The sequence below is a fragment of the Paraburkholderia graminis C4D1M genome (assembly GCF_000172415.1).
Lineage (GTDB): Bacteria > Pseudomonadota > Gammaproteobacteria > Burkholderiales > Burkholderiaceae > Paraburkholderia > Paraburkholderia graminis.
The window spans coordinates 164,104-180,233 of record NZ_ABLD01000006.1; the positions used below are offsets into that span (position 1 = coordinate 164,104).

Annotated in this window: 14 protein-coding genes; 10 read left to right on the forward strand and 4 right to left on the reverse strand. The window is 64.8% G+C overall.

The window, feature by feature from the left end; translation table 11 throughout:
• The first annotated feature begins 107 nt into the window (after positions 1-107).
• Positions 108-1,520 carry a DUF2252 domain-containing protein gene (locus BGRAMDRAFT_RS12995; protein ID WP_006049209.1) on the forward strand — a complete coding sequence of 471 codons (1,413 nt, stop codon included), beginning with the start codon at positions 108-110 and terminating at the stop codon, positions 1,518-1,520.
• A 24-nt stretch (positions 1,521-1,544) separates the two neighbouring features.
• On the opposite strand, the gene BGRAMDRAFT_RS13000 is transcribed toward BGRAMDRAFT_RS12995, so the two are convergent.
• Entirely contained in the window at positions 1,545-2,411 is an 867-nt protein-coding gene (locus BGRAMDRAFT_RS13000; RefSeq protein ID WP_006049210.1) for a polysaccharide deacetylase family protein, read from the reverse strand.
• 229 nt (positions 2,412-2,640) lie between these two features.
• Here BGRAMDRAFT_RS13000 and BGRAMDRAFT_RS13005 point away from each other — a divergent pair, with 229 nt between their 5' ends.
• The 5 genes from BGRAMDRAFT_RS13005 (at position 2,641) to BGRAMDRAFT_RS13025 (ending at position 7,265) form a co-directional block, all read left to right on the forward strand.
• On the forward strand, positions 2,641-3,405 hold the full coding sequence (locus BGRAMDRAFT_RS13005; protein ID WP_006049211.1) for an SDR family oxidoreductase: 765 nt from the start codon (positions 2,641-2,643) through the stop codon (positions 3,403-3,405).
• Positions 3,406-3,412: 7 nt separating this feature from the next.
• The gene (locus BGRAMDRAFT_RS13010; protein WP_006049212.1) at positions 3,413-4,309 is read left to right on the forward strand and encodes an NAD-dependent protein deacetylase; all 897 of its coding nucleotides are present in this window, start codon (positions 3,413-3,415) and stop codon (positions 4,307-4,309) included.
• Positions 4,310-4,373: 64 nt separating this feature from the next.
• Positions 4,374-5,012 (forward strand): DUF938 domain-containing protein, encoded by a 639-nt coding sequence (locus BGRAMDRAFT_RS13015; protein WP_006049213.1) that lies wholly within the window; start codon positions 4,374-4,376, stop codon positions 5,010-5,012.
• Between the two features lie 214 nt (positions 5,013-5,226).
• Positions 5,227-6,636, forward strand: coding sequence for an NADP-dependent phosphogluconate dehydrogenase (gndA, locus tag BGRAMDRAFT_RS13020; RefSeq protein ID WP_006049214.1), 1,410 nt, complete (start codon positions 5,227-5,229; stop codon positions 6,634-6,636).
• 302 nt (positions 6,637-6,938) lie between these two features.
• Complete coding sequence (locus BGRAMDRAFT_RS13025; protein WP_006049215.1) at positions 6,939-7,265, forward strand: DUF4148 domain-containing protein; 327 nt, start codon at positions 6,939-6,941, stop codon at positions 7,263-7,265.
• 162 nt (positions 7,266-7,427) lie between these two features.
• On the opposite strand, the gene BGRAMDRAFT_RS13030 is transcribed toward BGRAMDRAFT_RS13025, so the two are convergent.
• Complete coding sequence (locus BGRAMDRAFT_RS13030) at positions 7,428-8,231, reverse strand: DUF2968 domain-containing protein (RefSeq protein WP_006049216.1); 804 nt, start codon at positions 8,229-8,231, stop codon at positions 7,428-7,430.
• 186 nt (positions 8,232-8,417) lie between these two features.
• Positions 8,418-8,735, reverse strand: a complete 318-nt coding sequence (locus tag BGRAMDRAFT_RS13035) for a hypothetical protein (RefSeq protein WP_006049217.1) — start codon at positions 8,733-8,735, stop codon at positions 8,418-8,420.
• A 295-nt stretch (positions 8,736-9,030) separates the two neighbouring features.
• Here BGRAMDRAFT_RS13035 and BGRAMDRAFT_RS13040 point away from each other — a divergent pair, with 295 nt between their 5' ends.
• The 3 genes from BGRAMDRAFT_RS13040 (at position 9,031) to ltaE (ending at position 11,447) form a co-directional block, all read left to right on the forward strand.
• A complete protein-coding gene (locus tag BGRAMDRAFT_RS13040) occupies positions 9,031-9,342 on the forward strand; it encodes a cupin domain-containing protein (protein WP_006049218.1) in 312 nt (103 codons plus the stop codon).
• Positions 9,343-9,436: 94 nt separating this feature from the next.
• Positions 9,437-10,237, forward strand: coding sequence for a peptidoglycan DD-metalloendopeptidase family protein (locus BGRAMDRAFT_RS13045; protein ID WP_006049219.1), 801 nt, complete (start codon positions 9,437-9,439; stop codon positions 10,235-10,237).
• A 202-nt stretch (positions 10,238-10,439) separates the two neighbouring features.
• Positions 10,440-11,447: a low-specificity L-threonine aldolase gene (ltaE, locus tag BGRAMDRAFT_RS13050; protein ID WP_006049220.1), complete on the forward strand. Its 1,008-nt coding sequence runs from the start codon at positions 10,440-10,442 to the stop codon at positions 11,445-11,447.
• Positions 11,448-11,493: 46 nt separating this feature from the next.
• Here the strand turns inward: ltaE and BGRAMDRAFT_RS13055 are convergent, their stop codons facing one another.
• The gene (locus tag BGRAMDRAFT_RS13055; RefSeq protein WP_006049221.1) at positions 11,494-12,861 is read right to left on the reverse strand and encodes an MFS transporter; all 1,368 of its coding nucleotides are present in this window, start codon (positions 12,859-12,861) and stop codon (positions 11,494-11,496) included.
• Between the two features lie 796 nt (positions 12,862-13,657).
• Between BGRAMDRAFT_RS13055 and BGRAMDRAFT_RS13065 the strand changes: the two genes are divergently transcribed.
• Complete coding sequence (locus BGRAMDRAFT_RS13065; RefSeq protein ID WP_006049222.1) at positions 13,658-16,111, forward strand: glycogen/starch/alpha-glucan phosphorylase; 2,454 nt, start codon at positions 13,658-13,660, stop codon at positions 16,109-16,111.
• The last annotated feature ends 19 nt before the right edge of the window (positions 16,112-16,130 follow it).

The window sequence follows — 16,130 nt, forward strand, 5'->3', positions numbered from 1 at the left end:
GTAAAAGCGCCCTCACTTTTTTACCGATTGCTCTGCTAGCATGCAATGCGACCGGCGTCAGGTCTCTCGAACGGAAGTGAACCTTCACAAGAAGAACGGAGATGAGCATGAAAGCCAGCACCATTGCCGACCGTGAGGCGCGTGGCCGTGCCGCCCGCGAAAAATCGAAGCGCTCGAGTCACCGGACAGTAGGCGAGTTGCGCCGCGATCCGATCGAGTTGCTGAAGGAGAGCAGCGAAGGCCGCGTGCGCAATCTCGTGCCGCTGCGTTATGGGCGCATGGCTGCATCGCCGTTCACGTTCTTTCGCGGCACCGCGCTGTTGCAGGCTCACGATCTCAGCAAGGTTCACGACACGGGCTTGACCATGCCCATCTGCGGAGATGGGCACTTGATGAACTTCGGAGGCTTCGCGACGCCCGAGCGACAACTTGTCTTCGACCTGAACGATTTCGACGAAGTGTCGGTCGGCCCATTCGAATGGGATCTGAAACGCCTCACCGCGAGTCTCGTGATCGCGGCGCGTCATATGCGCCTGAGCCGCGGCGCGGCGGAAGATCTGGTGATGACGGCGGTCAACGAATATCGCAATCGCATGGCGCAATACGCGCAATGCGGCGCGCTCGAACTCTGGTACGAGCGCATCACATTCGAGCGCATGGCCGAGACGGCGCTCACGCCGGAACGGCGTCGCGCCGTGCGCCGCGGCATGGAGAAGGCGGCGAGCCGCACGCACGAAAGTCTGTTCGAAAGAATGGCCGGGCATGACGGCGAGCGCTGGGTGATTCGCGATGCGCCGCCCGCGCTCTTTCATGTGCTCGGCGCGAACACGCTCTTCACCGCCGAAGAGACCGAAGAACTAAAAGGCCCGCGCGGAGGCAACATGCTGGACGGCATGTGGAGCGACTACCTGAAGACGATGTCGCACGATCGGCGCGAACTGCTCGCTCATTTCAGCGTGCAGGACATCGTGTTCAAGGTGGTGGGCGTGGGCAGCGTCGGCACACGCTGCACGGCCGTGCTGCTCGTCGACCCGATGAGCAAGCCGCTCTTCATGCAGATCAAGGAAGCGAGGCCGTCGGTCGTCGCGTGCTATTTCAAGTCGCCGCCGGCCACGCATCAGGGCGAGCGCGTCGTGCAAGGGCAGCGCATGTTGCAGGCCGCAAGCGACATCTTTCTCGGCTGGGCGACGAGTCCGCTCGGGCGGCATTACTACTTCCGTCAATTGCGCGACATGAAGCTGTCGGCCAGCATCGAGCTATTCGATAGCGATCTGCTGACCGGTTACGCGCAACTGTGCGGCTGGGTGATGGCGCGAGCGCATGCAAAGGCAAGCGGCCAGGCGATCGAAGTCAACGCGTATATCGGTCGCGGCGATCAGTTCGCCGAGGCGCTGACAACGTATGCAACGACATACGCCGATCAGGTTGAGCGCGACTACGACGCTTTCATCAAGGCGTGCCGCAGCGGGGCGCTAGAAGCACGTTCGGACGAAGACATGGCGGCGGATTTCCGCATGTGATGCTGATGGCCGTGAAGCCGCGTATCAACCGTCGATGCGCGCTTCGCGCAGCGTGACGAAGCGCAGTTTCTGTTTGCGCGCGGCTTCGGCGACACCCGGCAGCACCGCAAGAATCAGCGGTTTGCCGTCGACGGTGAGCGCGGCGTTGCCGTCGTGCAGCAGCAGAATGTCGCGTGCCGCGAGGCCGTCGAGCAGCCGCCTCGCGACCACTTGCGGATCGCGTTCGCGCGTGTCGTAGCCGCGCCGCGTCCACGCCGCGAGCCGCAGATCGAGCTTGCGCAGCACCGGTTCGAGAAAGATGTTGCGCAAGCCGGCCGGCGCGCGAAAAAACATCGGACGCTCGCCGCTGAGTTCTTCGAACGTGCGTTGCGCGGCGTCGATCTCGCGCAACAGCGCGCCAGGCAGCGTGATGGAAAACGTATGCACGTGGACCTGCGAATGATTTTCCAGCGCATGACCGCGCGCGACGATCTCGCGTGCGAGTTGCGGATAACGCCGCGCCTTCTCTCCGATGCAGAAGAAGGTTGCGCGCACGCCTAACGCGTCGAGCAGATCGAGCACTTGCGGCGTGACGACCGGATCGGGGCCATCGTCGATGGTCAAGGCGATGGCGTCCGCGTTGCGCGCGCCGGCGGGCAAGCGCGTCCAGTTCGGACCGAGCAGCGACGTGCGCGGCAGCAGACCGGCCACCGTGAAAACAGCGTGATTCGCGAAGATCGCTGCGAGCCACCACGGCCATGCGCGCGGCGCGACGAGCCACGCGGCCAGCACCAGCACGTGCCATGCGGCGGTCGCGGTGAGCATCGCGGGATAGCCGGTTTCGGGCCAGCGGCGCAGCGGTGCCGCGCGAGCGTCATGCGGCGTGTCGTGGGGCGTGGAGAGTGGATTCATAAAACGTGCTTCCGGTAATTGCGCGGCTTGATCAGGCGCCGCGAAGGCGCCGCGCGCAACGTCGAACGATACCATTGATGCGCGAGCCGCCGCGACCGCGGACAGGAACGGCAATGAAAGCGCGGCGTCAGGGCAATGCGCTCGCGTCGCGGGCATTTGTGATCGCCCCTGCGCTGCGGTAACGTACGAGGCAGTGGCGCCTCGCCGCCGGCAAACAGGGAGACATGTTGTGACAGTGACGGGAATCAGAAAGGTAGCTTTGGTAACGGGCGCGGGCAGCGGCATCGGCCGCGCATGCGCGCTGCGCCTCGCGGAGCACGGCTATAGCGTGGTGCTCGCGGGCCGTCGACGGGCGGCGCTCGAAGCCGTGGTCGAAGCGGCGCACGCGCTCGGCGGCGAAGCGCTGGCCGTGCCCTGCGACGTGACCGACGCGGACAGCGTCGCCGCCTTGTTCGACACGATCCGCGAGCGCTATGGCCGGCTCGACGTGCTGTTCAACAACGCGGGCCGCAACGGCTCGCCGGTGGACATCGACGAACTCGCCATCGACGAATGGCGCTCGGTGGTCGACACGAATCTGACCGGCGTGTTTCTCTGCACGCGCGCCGCGTTCGGTCTGATGAAAACGCAGAATCCGCGCGGCGGGCGCATCGTCAATAACGGTTCGATTTCGGCGCATGCGCCGCGGCCCAACAGCATTGCCTACACGGCGACCAAGCACGCGATCACCGGCCTCACCAAAGCCGTGTCGCTCGACGGCCGCAAGTACGACATCGTCTGCGGTCAGATCGACATCGGCAATGCGGCAACGGAAATGGCCGAGCGCATGGCGCGCGGCATCCCGCAGGCGAACGGCGAGATCGCGGTCGAACCGTTGATGGACGTCCAGCATGTCGCCGACGCCGTGCTGCATATGGCGCAGTTGCCGCTGTCCGTGAACGTGCAGTTCATGACGATCATGGCGAGCAAGATGCCGTTCGTCGGACGCGGTTGAAGGCGTCATGAGCGATCTTCGTTCCGCGCCTGTTGAGTCGTCCCAAGCGCTTGAAGCGCTCGAAGCCGTTAGCGCATCGCACACGCTCGACGACCTTCACGACTTCGTGCAACGTTACCCGCGCCTGTTCGTCCTGACCGGCGCGGGCATCAGCACGGACTCCGGCATTCCCGGCTATCGCGACGACAACGGCGAATGGAAGCGTTCGCCGCCCATCACGCTGCAGGAGTTCCTCGGCGGCGATGCGATGCGCCGGCGCTACTGGGCGCGCAGCATGGTCGGCTGGCCGGTCGTCGCGCAGGCGCAGCCGAACGCCGCGCATACGGCGCTGGCGCGTCTCGAAGCCGCCGGTCATGTGCCGACGCTCGTCACGCAAAACGTCGACGGTTTGCATCAGCGCGCGGGCAGCCGCCAGGTGATCGAGTTGCATGGCGGAATCGACGGCGTTATTTGCCTGGATTGCGGAACGCAGCATTCGCGCGCGTCGATCCAGCAGACGCTCGAAGCGGACAACCCCGCGCTGCGCAGCGTCACCGCCGAAGCCGCCGCCGATGGCGACGCGCATCTCGAATGGCACGCGCTCGAAACGTTTCGCGTGCCGGCGTGCGCGAATTGCGGCGGTTTGCTGAAACCGGCGGTGGTGTTCTTCGGCGAAAGCGTGCCGCGCGAGCGCGTGGAAGCGGCGTCGCATGCGCTCGATGCCGCAGACGCGGTGCTCGTGGTCGGCTCGTCGCTGATGGTCTATTCCGGTTACCGCTTCTGCGTATGGGCGCAAAAGCAGCGCAAGCCGATCGCGGCGATCAACCTCGGGCGCACGCGCGCCGATCCGCTTTTGTCGCTGAAAATCGCGGCGCCGTGCGCCGATATGCTGACCGCTCTGGCCGGCCGCCTCGCGGTAGATTGAGCGGCGCACGCCAACACCTACGCTATCGAGCCAACGCCATTCATTCAATGGAAACGCCATCCTCATGACCGAACCTCTTCCGTCGATGCGGCAACATTCGCCGTCCACCGAACGCAACCGCGAACCGATACTCGCGGTGTTGCGCACGGTGCTGCCGGCCACGGGCCACGTGCTCGAAATCGCGAGCGGCACCGGTCAGCACGCGCTCTGCTTTGCCGGCGCGCTGCCCGGCCTCGACTGGCAACCGAGCGACGCCGACGCGGAAGCGCGCGAGTCGATTGCCGCATGGATGGCACACGACGCGCCGCCCAACCTGCGCGTGCCGCTCGCGCTCGACGTGCATCAGCCGGAGTGGGACGTCGGCGCGCTCGACGCCGTCGTGTGCATCAACATGATCCACATTTCGCCGTGGAGCGCCGCGCAGGCGTTATTCGCAGGCGCGAGCCGCTATCTCGTGGATGGCGGTGTACTGTATCTGTACGGCCCATACAAACGCGGCGGCGCACACACGGCGCCGAGCAACGAAGCTTTCGATCGCCAATTGCGAAGCCGCGATCCTTCGTGGGGCGTGCGCGATATGGAGGCGGTGGTGGCGCTCGGGGCATCGGCGGGATTTGAATGCGACGAGCCGATCGCGATGCCGGCCAATAATTTCAGCCTCGTATTCAGGAAGCGCGCCGCGCAAGCCGGCCAGACACGGTGACTGCGCGCAATCGGCGCGATCCGTGAAAGTGGCGGGAGCGGCGGGAGCGGCCAAAAGCGCGGCCAAAGCGAACCCAAAGCGAACCCAAAGCGCGCCGTTGCTTGCCCGATAACAAGCGGCGAACCGGCATTTCTTTTATGCTTTCACCCTCGACGTCCGGCCGACGTTCATTCCGGCGCGGCGTCACGACACTTTTGGACACTGGAGAATTCACATGGGCAAACAGGCAATCGGCGTAGTGGGGCTAGCGGTCATGGGCCGCAACCTGGCGCTCAACATCGAGAGCCGCGGCCACGCGGTGTCGGTCTACAACCGTAGCCGTGAAAAGACCGACGAACTCATCGCCGAATATCCGGACAAGAAGCTGGTGCCGGCGTTCACGCTCGAAGAGTTCGTCGAATCGCTCGAAAAGCCGCGCCGCATTCTGCTCATGGTGAAGGCAGGCGAGCCGACCGACGCCACCATCGCATCGCTCAAGCCGCTGCTGGAGAAGGGCGACATTCTGATCGACGGCGGCAATACGCATTTCACGGACACAATTCGCCGCAATCAGGAACTGGCGAAGGCCGGTCTGCATTTCATCGGCACCGGCGTGTCGGGCGGCGAGGAAGGCGCGCTGAAAGGCCCGTCGATCATGCCGGGCGGTCAGCGCGACGCTTACGATCTGGTCGCACCGATTCTCACCGAAATCGCCGCGAAAGCGCCGGACGGCGAGCCGTGCGTCGCCTACATGGGCCCGGACGGCGCCGGCCACTTCGTGAAGATGGTGCACAACGGCATCGAATACGGCGACATGCAACTGATCGCGGAAAGCTACGCGGTGCTCAAGCAGGTGGCCGGCCTGTCGAACGAAGAACTCGGCAAGGTCTATACCGAATGGAATCAGGGCGAGCTCGACAGCTATCTGATTGAAATCACGTCGAAGATCTTCAGCAAGAAGGACGAAGAAACCGGCAAGGGTCTCGTCGACGTGATTCTGGATCGCGCGGCGCAGAAGGGCACCGGCAAGTGGACGAGCCAGAACGCGCTCGACCTCGGCGCGCCGCTGCCGCTGATCACCGAAGCGGTGTTCGCGCGCGTGTTGTCGTCGCTGAAAAGTCAGCGCGTGGCCGCGAGCAAGGTGCTGGACGGCCCGAAGGCGAAGCCGCTCGGCGCGGAGCGCGAGGCGTTCATCGAGTCAGTGCGCCGTGCGCTCTACTTCAGCAAGGTCATTTCGTACGCGCAAGGTTTCGCGCAGCTGCGCGCGGCGTCGGAAGAGTACAAGTGGGACCTGGACTTCGGCACGATCGCGAAAATTTTCCGCGCCGGCTGTATCATCCGCGCCCGCTTCCTGCAGAAGATCACGGACGCCTACACGAAAGACAAGGCGATCGCCAATCTGCTGCTCGATCCGTACTTCCGCGACATCGCGAGCAACTACCAGACGGCGTTGCGCGAAGTGGTGGTCGCGGCGATCAATGCGGGCGTGCCGGTGCCGGCTTTCGCGTCGGCGATTGCGTATTTCGACGCTTATCGCTCGGAGCGTTTGCCCGCGAACCTCGTCCAGGCGCAGCGCGACTTCTTCGGCGCGCATACGTTCGAGCGCGTCGACAAGCCGGGTAGCTTCCACGCGAACTGGAGCTGAACCTGCGGGCCGATGGAACGGCGCGGACGGCTTGAATCGCTTGAAACGCGCCGCCGCGCGCGCTTGCTGTAAGGGCGCACGCGGCGGCGCAGCGTTTGAATTCGCTGTGCCGCTATTGTTGCCGCAGGCTATCGGCGGGATAGATCAGCGGCAATTTCAGACGCGGACTATTGCAATTTGCGGAATAGAGTTTCGTCGTTTTAGGGGTTTCCCCTAGATGACCGGCCTCCTAAACTTCTGTTCAAGCGCAAGGGACAACAAACCCGGAAGCGCATCACAACAAGTTCTGGAGGTTTTACATCATGAAGACGATCATCTCTGCCGCTGTTATCGCCGCCGCTCTGGCCGCTCCCGTTGCTTCGTTTGCTCAATCGAACCAGCCGGTCACGCGCGCTCAAGTCCGCGCCGAACTGGTCCAGCTCGAAAAGGCAGGCTACAACCCGGTCGGCGACCATGTCGACTACCCGGCGAACCTGCAAGCTGCTCAAACGCGTGTGAACGCTGCGAACGGCACCGCCCAAGCTTCGGCTCAAGTCGCCGACAGCGGCTACGGCGCACCGATCGCCGGCAGCTCGCAAGCAGGCCGCGCAGTCACGACGGATCGCAGCTCGGTTTATTTCGGCAACTAATTGCCGGGTTGGACGAAGCGCCGCCGGCTGTAGAGGCGCTTAAGCAAAAAAACGCCGCCAGGTTTTCGCCTGGCGGCGTTTGCCGTTTACCGGTTACTCAGCGCGCGATCCGCGTGGGCGCTTGGTAAACCGCCAAGACCAAAACCGCCCCAATCCGCCGATTCAACGAGTCGGCAAGTGCGGAATCGCTTCGTTGCTCGTCAGGTTGAGTTGGTGCATCTGCCGATGCGCCTTGTTCAGATGCGCCTGCGCCGCAACACGTTGCGCCTCGAGTTGCGACACCTCCTTGCGCACCTGATGCTGCCGGTTCGACGCCGCCTGTTCCTGCACGCTGCGTCGCTGCAGATCGCTGCGCAGCCGTTCCGCTTCGGCTTCCGAGCGCGCGATCATGCGGGCCAACTGCTCGTTTTGCGCCTCGAGTTGCGCGCGGCGCGTTTCGCAGTCGGACAGCCGGGTCGCCTGGTCCTCGAAATGACGGAACGCGGCTTCGGCGGCTTCCAGATCCGCCGCTTTCAGCGCGCGCCACAACGCGCCGTCCTGATACAGCGCGACGTAGTACACCAGTTCCTTCCCGTGAAACAGCAGGCTGACCGAGTAGGCAAAGCTGCGGAACACGCGAAACGGCGTGAGCGCTTCTTCTTCGGCGAGCCATTCGACTTCGGCCGTATTGGCCATCTGCACGCCGCGCGCGCTGACCTGCGAGGGCACCGTCTGCACGGGCCGCAAGGCCAGCACCGGGCGCGGCCCGCTGCGGGCCACGGCGGCGTGTGCCGCATTGGAACCCGCGCCGGCGCCAGGATTCGGCGCAAGACCGTCATCCGATGACGACTCCGCGGACGCCAGATTCGGCGATGCGTCATCGTGCGCGTCAGTGGGCGAATCGGATGCGGCGGGATGGCTCTGCGGGACCCTCACGACATGCGATGGACCGGTCAGCACGCTACGGCGGTTCAGGAGACTTTTCACGGCGGTTCCTCCAGTTGACTCGCCCGAAACGACCAGACGACGCCGGCAATCAAGCGTTCCGGCTAACTGGCGGATTGGGCGGTGAGCGAAATGCGGAAGCCCGGTGGCGGGTGCCGACGGATGACGCAGGTTCCATCGGGCTCGCCGGGCTGCGCGTCGACGCGGACCTCGCGTGCGAGCGCAGCGTCAATGCAGCGTGCGTTGCCGGCCGATGTCGTCGAATAGCGCGCGGCTCGGTTCGAGCGCGAGCAGCCATGATTCGTCGTAGCCGCTGAGATTGTCGAGCGTCTCGCGCAGCCGCTCGATCGCGACGGCGGGAATCTCGACGCGCGCCTCGACGCCGCTCGCGAGTCCGGCGATGCTCGCAAGCTGCACGAGCGCGTCGGCCGCTTCGGCGACGTCGGCGGCGAAAATCAGATGCATGTTCAGCAACTCGGCCAGTCCCGGCGACGCGGCGACGTCGTCGACGCTGAGTTGCACGGCCAGAAAGGTGGCGTTGTTCATCCTCAACTCCTTGCGGGACCCGGTCGTTTGCGCCTGCGCCACGCAGGCGCAGCAAAGTTGAGTATAGATGAGGGTCCAAAGGTTTCAATGCTCACACGATTGCGCCGAACGGGGCGCGGTATCGGCGAGACGCGTGCGCGACGCGACTTATAATGGCCGTTCGAAATCGCGGCGCTGGCAGTGGCTCGCAGCGGCTCGCAGCGGCTCGGACGGCTGCCGCGTCGGGCTCGAACATCGAACCGCGGCTGAACAGCGGCTGAATCCGCGCCGTCCTTTAACTCGTGCCCTTGGGACCATGAAGATCATTCGCAGCAGGAGCTTCACCGCGACGCGCGCCTGGGGCGCGCTCGACATCGCCAATATGGGCGGCATCACCACGCGTCTGCATTGGACCGATCAGCCGTACAAGTGGCACGTCAACGACGGCGAGGAAGTGTTCGCCGTGCTGGACGGCCGCGTCGAGATGCGCTATCGCGAAGATGGCGTCGAACAGGCGGCGATTCTGGAAACGGGCGATGTGTTCTACGCATCGGTCGGCACCGAGCATGTCGCGCATCCGCTTGGCGTCGCGCGGATTCTCGTGGTCGAGGCCGAGGGCAGCGTTTGAGTGCCGCGGGATCAGCGGCACGCGGAATGCTAGAGGCATCGATTGAAGTCGATCGAATCACAAGATTGAATCAAAAAATGTCGAGGAAAATCACATGACGAGACCAAGGCAATCGACGGGGACTTCATTGGTCGCGACCCGTCTGCTGGCGGCCGCCGGGCTGGCCGTGATACTCAACGGCTGCACGAGCATGCCGTGGGACAGCACGCCGTTCTACGGCAACAACCAGGCGCGGCCGACCACGCTCAGCACGGTGCCCGTGCCGGCCGGTTTCTACCGCGTCAACCAGGGCGATACGCTCGCCGGCATCGCATCGGCATACGGGCATAGGCCGCAGGACCTCGCGACCTGGAACGGCCTGCCGGTGAACGCGGCCGTCGCGCCCGGACAGGTGCTGCGCGTCGCTCCGCCGATGGCCTCCGGCAGCGTCGTGGCGCCGCCCGCGAGCGTCGCGCCGAATGCTGCGACGGGTCCAGGCGGCCAGACGGCGCCGGGTGCGCCGACTGCCTCCGCCGGACCGCAGCAAGGCGTGCTGCAATGGCCGTTGCGCGGCCCGGTTCTAAAGACGTTTGCGCCGGGCAAGTCGAACGGCATCGTGATCGGCGGACGTCCCGGCGATCCGGTCAAGGCGGCCGCCACCGGCCGCGTGGTCTACGCGGGTTCGGGCATCGAGGCGTATGGCCCGCTCATCATCATCAAGCACGACGACTCGCTGATCACCGCGTATGGGCAGAACAGCACGCTGCTCGTGAAGGAAGGCGATGCGGTCGCGCAAGGGCAGACCATCGGCGAAGTCGGGGTGGACGGCCGCGGCGTCGGCTCCGTCCAGTTCGAGGTTCGCCAGAACGGGCAGCCGGTCGATCCGCTCGCTTGGCTGCCGAAGCCGGGCGGCTGAGCAAGCCCGGGCCGGGCTGACCTGCGGCGGCGCGCGCTCACGCTCACGCGGCTCTGCGAGCGCCGTGCAAATTGAATACACTGTGTGGCTCACAAGCCGGCGCCCGATCCGTGCTTCTCGCCACGGCGAGCAGCATGAGCAATACGAGCGGCGCCGGCCGCCCGTCATGGCTTCTCACTCGAAAGACGCACTGGGACACACAATGATCGATCTGCGCAGCGATACCGTAACCCGTCCGACTCCGGCGATGCTCGCGGCCATGTCGGCCGCCGAAACAGGCGACGACGTCTGGGGCGACGACCCCACCGTGCTGCGTCTGCAAGCCACCCTCGCCGAACGCACCGGCAAGGAAGCGGGCCTGTTCTTCCCGAGCGGCACGCAAAGCAACCTCGCGGCATTGATGGCGCACTGCGCGCGCGGCGACGAATACATCGTCGGCCAGTTGGCGCACACGTACAAATACGAGGGCGGCGGCGCGGCGGTGCTCGGCAGCATCCAGCCGCAGCCGCTCGAAAATGCCCCTGACGGCTCCATTCCGCTCGAAAAAATCGCGGCTGCGATCAAGCCGATCGACAACCACTTCGCGCGTACCCGGTTGCTGGCGCTGGAAAACACCATCGGCGGAAAGGTGCTCCCGGAGAGTTATGTCGCGCAAGCCGTTCAGCTCGCGCGCCAACATGGTTTGTCGGCTCATCTCGACGGCGCGCGCGTGTTCAACGCGGCGGTCGCGTCGGGCAAGCCGGTCGCGGCTTTGTGCGAGCCGTTCGATTCGGTGTCGATCTGCTTTTCGAAGGGACTGGGCGCGCCGGTCGGCTCGGTGCTGGTCGGCAGCCGCGCGCTTATTGACGTCGCGCACCGCTGGCGCAAGGTGCTCGGCGGCGGCATGCGTCAGGCCGGCGTGCTCGCGGCGGCCTGCCTGTACGCGCTCGATCACAACGTCGAGCGTCTCGCCGACGACCACGCGAACGCCGCGCATCTGGCGGCGGGGCTCGAAACGATCGGTCAGGTGAAGGTGCAGTCGGTGGCGACCAACATGGTGTTCGCGCAGTTGCCGCAGCAGCATTGCGCGCCGCTCGAAGCGTGGCTCAAGGAGCGCGGCATCCTCACGCAGATGCTCTACGCATCGCGCTTCGTCACGCACAAGGACGTGTCGCGCGCCGACATCGACACGTTTATCGCGGCGGTGAAGGACTATTTCGCCGCGCGTTGATCGTGCCGGGGCGCGCTTAGGCTGAACGCCTGCCGCGCGCCCGTTTCTATTTCGCCGACGTTTTCACATGCACGCCCGCGCGATGCGACGGCGCCAGAAGCCGCAAACCGCTCGCGAGGCTCGCCGCGCCGGCAAAGAAAGCGCCGGCGCCGAGCGCGAGCGTCGGGCCATGCCGGCCCGCCACGCTGAAGCTCAACGCGACTAGCGCCGCGCCCGTGGTCTGCCCGAGCAGCCGCGCGGTGGCAACGATGCCGCTCGCGCCGCCGCTGCGCTCGGGCGGCGCGCTCGCCATCAGCGCTTTCAGATTCGGCGATTGAAAAAAGCCGAAACCCGCGCCGCAAATCGCCATGCGGATGCCGATATCGAACACATGCGGGTGCACCGGCAACAGCGCGAGCGACGCCATGCCCGCCGACATCACCGCGAGCCCGATCGCGCCCAGCAGGCCGGGCGGATAGCGATCCGACAGACTGCCCGCAAGCGGCGCGGCCAACGCGACGACAACCGGCCACGGCGTCATCAGAAAGCCGGTTTCCACCTGGCTGCGATGCAGCACATCCTCGAAATAAAACGGCAGCGACACGAACGCGAGCCCTTGCGCGGCGAACGAACAGACCGCCGTCACCGCCGACAGCGCGAACACCGGCCGCTTGAACAGATCGACGGGAAGCATCGGCGCGGGGTGGCCGGCTTCGCGGCGAATCAGCAGCGCGCCGAAGATGAGCGCGATCACCGCGGCGCCCAGCACGAGTTGCGTCGACGCGCGCTGCGCGCCTTCGCCGAGCGCGAAGATCAGGGCGGCGAACGTGATGACGTTCAGTAGCGCGGCGACCGGATCGAAACCGTGCGTGCCGCGCTCCGTGTGCGGCAGCGCGGGCCACGCGAAAGCCAGCGCGAGCACGCCGAGCGGCACGTTGACCGCGAACAGCCACGGCCACGAGGCAACCGACAGGATCAGCGACGCCACCGTCGGCCCGACCGCGAACGATACGCCGACGATCAGCGCATTGGTGCCGAGGCCGCGTCCGAGCCGATGCGGCGGATACAGGAAGCGGATCAGCGCGGTGTTCACGCTCATGATCGCGCTCGCGCCGAGGCCTTGCAGCACGCGCGCGCCGGCGAGCATGGGGAGGGTCGGCGCCAGCGAGCATGCGAGCGAAGCCAGCGTGAACAGCGCAATGCCGCCGATATAAATCCGCCGATGCCCGACGATGTCCCCAAGCGCGGCGAGCGGCAGCAGCGTCGCGACCATCGCGAGCTGATACGCGTTGATGATCCACACCGATGCCGCGGGCGCCGCGTGCAGATCCGCGGCGATCGCGGGCAGCGCCGTGTTGGCGATCGCGGTGTCGAGCGTGGCGAGCGCGACGGCGAGCATGATCGCGGCCATCGCGCGGCGGTTGGCGGCGGACATGGGGGCATCCGCGGGAAAGGGCGGTGCGGATGCGGCGCTGAGTCTATCGGACACGGGTTGCTCGTCGGAGATAGGCACGTCGACGCGCCGCATATCGGCGATGCGGCGCGCGAGGGGCAAGACCAGGTGAACAGCAGGAGCGCGGGCCGGCCGGAGGAACGACCAAACGGGACCAAGGCACCGCGCGGCGAATGTAGCGATTGTTACAGAGACGCGGAAATCGTGCAGAGCCGCGCATGGGTCGTAAGCCGTATGAAATCCCGTGCGGACGCAACTAACTGTCAGCCCCGCCGGGCGTCTTCGAATCGGTGGGCGCCGGCGCTCACGCGTTACGCACGGCGAAGAATGTTGATGCGCGCGATCGCTTGACAGTCACATCGCCTTGCAGATGAAGCCGCGATTCGATCACATTGCCACTTCGGATCCTCGCGTGCTCGCGCCCTCGTGCCAGCGCCAAAAAAATAATCGCAAGTGTCACGCGATCCACGTCGCATGATGTCACGCTCGCGTTGCCCGCCTTCACACTTTGACCTCACCGTCGATAACAGCCCGATGCACGCGCACAGTGCCCAACAGCGCGCGCGTTGCACCGCGCCCGTGCGTCAAAGCGGGCGTTCCGACAGATAGCCGCGCGCGCAGGCGGGCATGGCATGTGCGTGACCCGCACCCGCGCTCGCCGGCATCCGGGAGTCGTAAAATGTCCTACTCTGATTCTTAACCCGCCTGACCGGCACGCGCCTCCCGTCCGTCATCTGTGCGGTTCGCGCATGTCGCAGCGCTTTTACCGGAGGCTTCGATGACAGCCGTCGATCTGGAATTCGACCAGCTCAACAGTACCGTCGACGCGCTACGGCGCTCAATTTCCAATCGCATGATGTACGGCGTCGGCAAGGACGCCGTCACCGCGCATCCGCATGACTGGCTGCATGCCGCGGCGCTTGCCGTGCGCGACCGGCTCGTCGCGCGCTGGATGAAAACCACGCGCCTGCAATACGAACAGGACGTGAAGCGCGTTTACTACCTGTCGATGGAATTCCTGATCGGCCGGACCTTCACGAATGCGTTGCTCGCGCTCGGCATCCACGATCAGATGAAGGAAGCGCTCGCGAGTCTCGGCGTCGACATGGACGCGCTGACCGACATCGAGCCCGACGCCGCGCTCGGCAACGGCGGCCTCGGCCGGCTGGCCGCATGCTTTCTCGATTCGATGGCCACGCTCGGTATTCCGGGCTTCGGTTACGGCATCCGTTACGAGTACGGGATGTTCCGTCAGGAGATCGTCGATGGAGAGCAGGTCGAGGCGCCGGATTACTGGCTGCGCGCCGGCAATCCGTGGGAATTTCCGCGACCCGAGATCAAGTACACCGTGCATTTCGGCGGACGCACCGTGCAACGCGGCGATCAGGTCGAATGGATCGACACCGAGCATGTGAACGCCACCGCGTATGACACGGTGATTCCAGGCTATGCGACCGATGCCACCAACACGCTGCGCCTGTGGTCCGCGCGCGCCACCGACGAGCTCGACCTCGGCGCGTTCAACCGCGGCGACTATCGCAATGCGGTGGACACGAAGAACATGTCGGAGAACGTATCGCGGCTGCTGTATCCGGACGACTCCACGCCGGCCGGCCGCGAACTGCGTTTGCGGCAGGAGTACTTCTTCGTTTCGGCGACCATGCAGGATTTGATCCGCCGCTATCAGCGCACGCACAGCACGTTCGGGCGCTTTTCCGAAAAGGTCGCGGTGCATCTGAACGATACGCACCCGGTGCTGGCGATTCCCGAACTGATGCGCTTGCTCGTGGACGTGCATCATCTGCCGTGGGACAAGGCGTGGAAACATGTCACGCAAATTTTCTCGTACACGAATCACACGTTGATGCCCGAGGCGCTCGAAACGTGGGACGTCGAAATGCTGTCGCGTTTGTTGCCGCGGCATCTCGAGATCATCTTCGAGATCAATGCCGGTTTTCTCAAGCATGTGAGCGAGCAGTCGGGTCACGACGCGGAGATGATCCGCCGCATTTCTCTTGTCGATGAATACGGACAGCGGCGCGTGCGCATGGCGTATCTGGCGATTGTCGCGAGCCACAAGGTGAATGGCGTGTCGAAGCTGCATTCGCAACTGATGACGCGCGACATCTTCGCCGACTTCGCGCGTATCTACCCGGACCGCTTCACGAATGTGACGAACGGCATTACGCCGCGGCGCTGGTTATCGCAGGCGAGTCCGTCGCTGTCGTCGCTGATCGATCAGAAGATCGGCACGCATTGGCGCGGCAATCTGTTCGAACTCGCGCAATTGCGCGAACTGCGTAGCGATAGTGAGTTCATCGAAGCATTTCGTGAGGCCAAGCGGCAGAACAAGTTGCGGCTCGTGCAGCGGCTCGCGCATCATACGAAGCTGCATTTCAATCCCGACGCGCTGTTCGATCTGCAGGTGAAGCGCATCCACGAATACAAGCGGCAATTGCTGAACGTGCTGCATGTGATCGTGCGCTACAACCAGATTCGCGCGAATCCGGAGCGCGACTGGGTACCGCGCGTGGTGATGTTCGCGGGCAAGGCCGCGTCCGCTTACCGGATGGCGAAGACGATCATCAAACTGATCGGCGATGTGAGTCAGAAGGTCAATCACGATCCGCTGATTGGCGACCGTCTCAAGGTGGTGTTCGTGCCGAACTACGGCGTGAGCGTGGCAGAACTGATCATTCCGGCCGCCGATTTGTCCGAGCAGATTTCGATGGCCGGCACGGAAGCATCGGGCACCGGCAACATGAAGCTCGCGCTCAACGGGGCATTGACGATCGGCACGATGGATGGCGCGAACATCGAGATCTGCGATGCGGTGGGCCGCGAGAATATCTTCATCTTCGGCCATACCGCGGACGAGGTGGACGATCTGCGCGCGAGCGGCTACCGTCCGCGCGAAGTGTACGAGCAGAACGCCGAATTGCGCATGGCGCTCGACCAGATTCGCGGCGGCTACTTCTCACCCGACGACCCGCTGCGTTTCTCCGATATTTTCCACACGCTGGTGGATTGGGGCGATCACTACATGGTGCTCGCCGATTTCGCCGCGTTCGCGAAGGCGCAAAACGAAGTGGACGCGCGTTTCATCGACAAGCGCGCGTGGACGGAAAGCGCGATTGAGAATGTTGCGGGCATGGGGCAGTTTTCGTCGGATCGGACGATCGCTGAGTATGCTCGGGAGATATGGCGGGTGAATCCACTTAGTTTGGGGTGAGGGGGTTTTGGTTGGGCGC

Bases quoted from the DNA above. Each gene is read 5' to 3' on its own strand.
- BGRAMDRAFT_RS13065 (WP_006049222.1), top strand. From the start codon at position 13,658: ATGACAGCCGTCGATCTGGAATTCGACCAGCTCAACAGTACCGTCGAC.
- BGRAMDRAFT_RS13055 (WP_006049221.1), bottom strand. From the start codon at position 12,861: ATGTCCGCCGCCAACCGCCGCGCGATGGCCGCGATCATGCTCGCCGTC.
- BGRAMDRAFT_RS13040 (WP_006049218.1), top strand. From the start codon at position 9,031: ATGAAGATCATTCGCAGCAGGAGCTTCACCGCGACGCGCGCCTGGGGC.
- BGRAMDRAFT_RS12995 (WP_006049209.1), top strand. From the start codon at position 108: ATGAAAGCCAGCACCATTGCCGACCGTGAGGCGCGTGGCCGTGCCGCC.
- BGRAMDRAFT_RS13015 (WP_006049213.1), top strand. From the start codon at position 4,374: ATGACCGAACCTCTTCCGTCGATGCGGCAACATTCGCCGTCCACCGAA.
- BGRAMDRAFT_RS13035 (WP_006049217.1), bottom strand. From the start codon at position 8,735: ATGAACAACGCCACCTTTCTGGCCGTGCAACTCAGCGTCGACGACGTC.
- BGRAMDRAFT_RS13025 (WP_006049215.1), top strand. From the start codon at position 6,939: ATGAAGACGATCATCTCTGCCGCTGTTATCGCCGCCGCTCTGGCCGCT.
- ltaE (WP_006049220.1), top strand. From the start codon at position 10,440: ATGATCGATCTGCGCAGCGATACCGTAACCCGTCCGACTCCGGCGATG.
- BGRAMDRAFT_RS13000 (WP_006049210.1), bottom strand. From the start codon at position 2,411: ATGAATCCACTCTCCACGCCCCACGACACGCCGCATGACGCTCGCGCG.
- BGRAMDRAFT_RS13010 (WP_006049212.1), top strand. From the start codon at position 3,413: ATGAGCGATCTTCGTTCCGCGCCTGTTGAGTCGTCCCAAGCGCTTGAA.
- BGRAMDRAFT_RS13045 (WP_006049219.1), top strand. From the start codon at position 9,437: ATGACGAGACCAAGGCAATCGACGGGGACTTCATTGGTCGCGACCCGT.
- gndA (WP_006049214.1), top strand. From the start codon at position 5,227: ATGGGCAAACAGGCAATCGGCGTAGTGGGGCTAGCGGTCATGGGCCGC.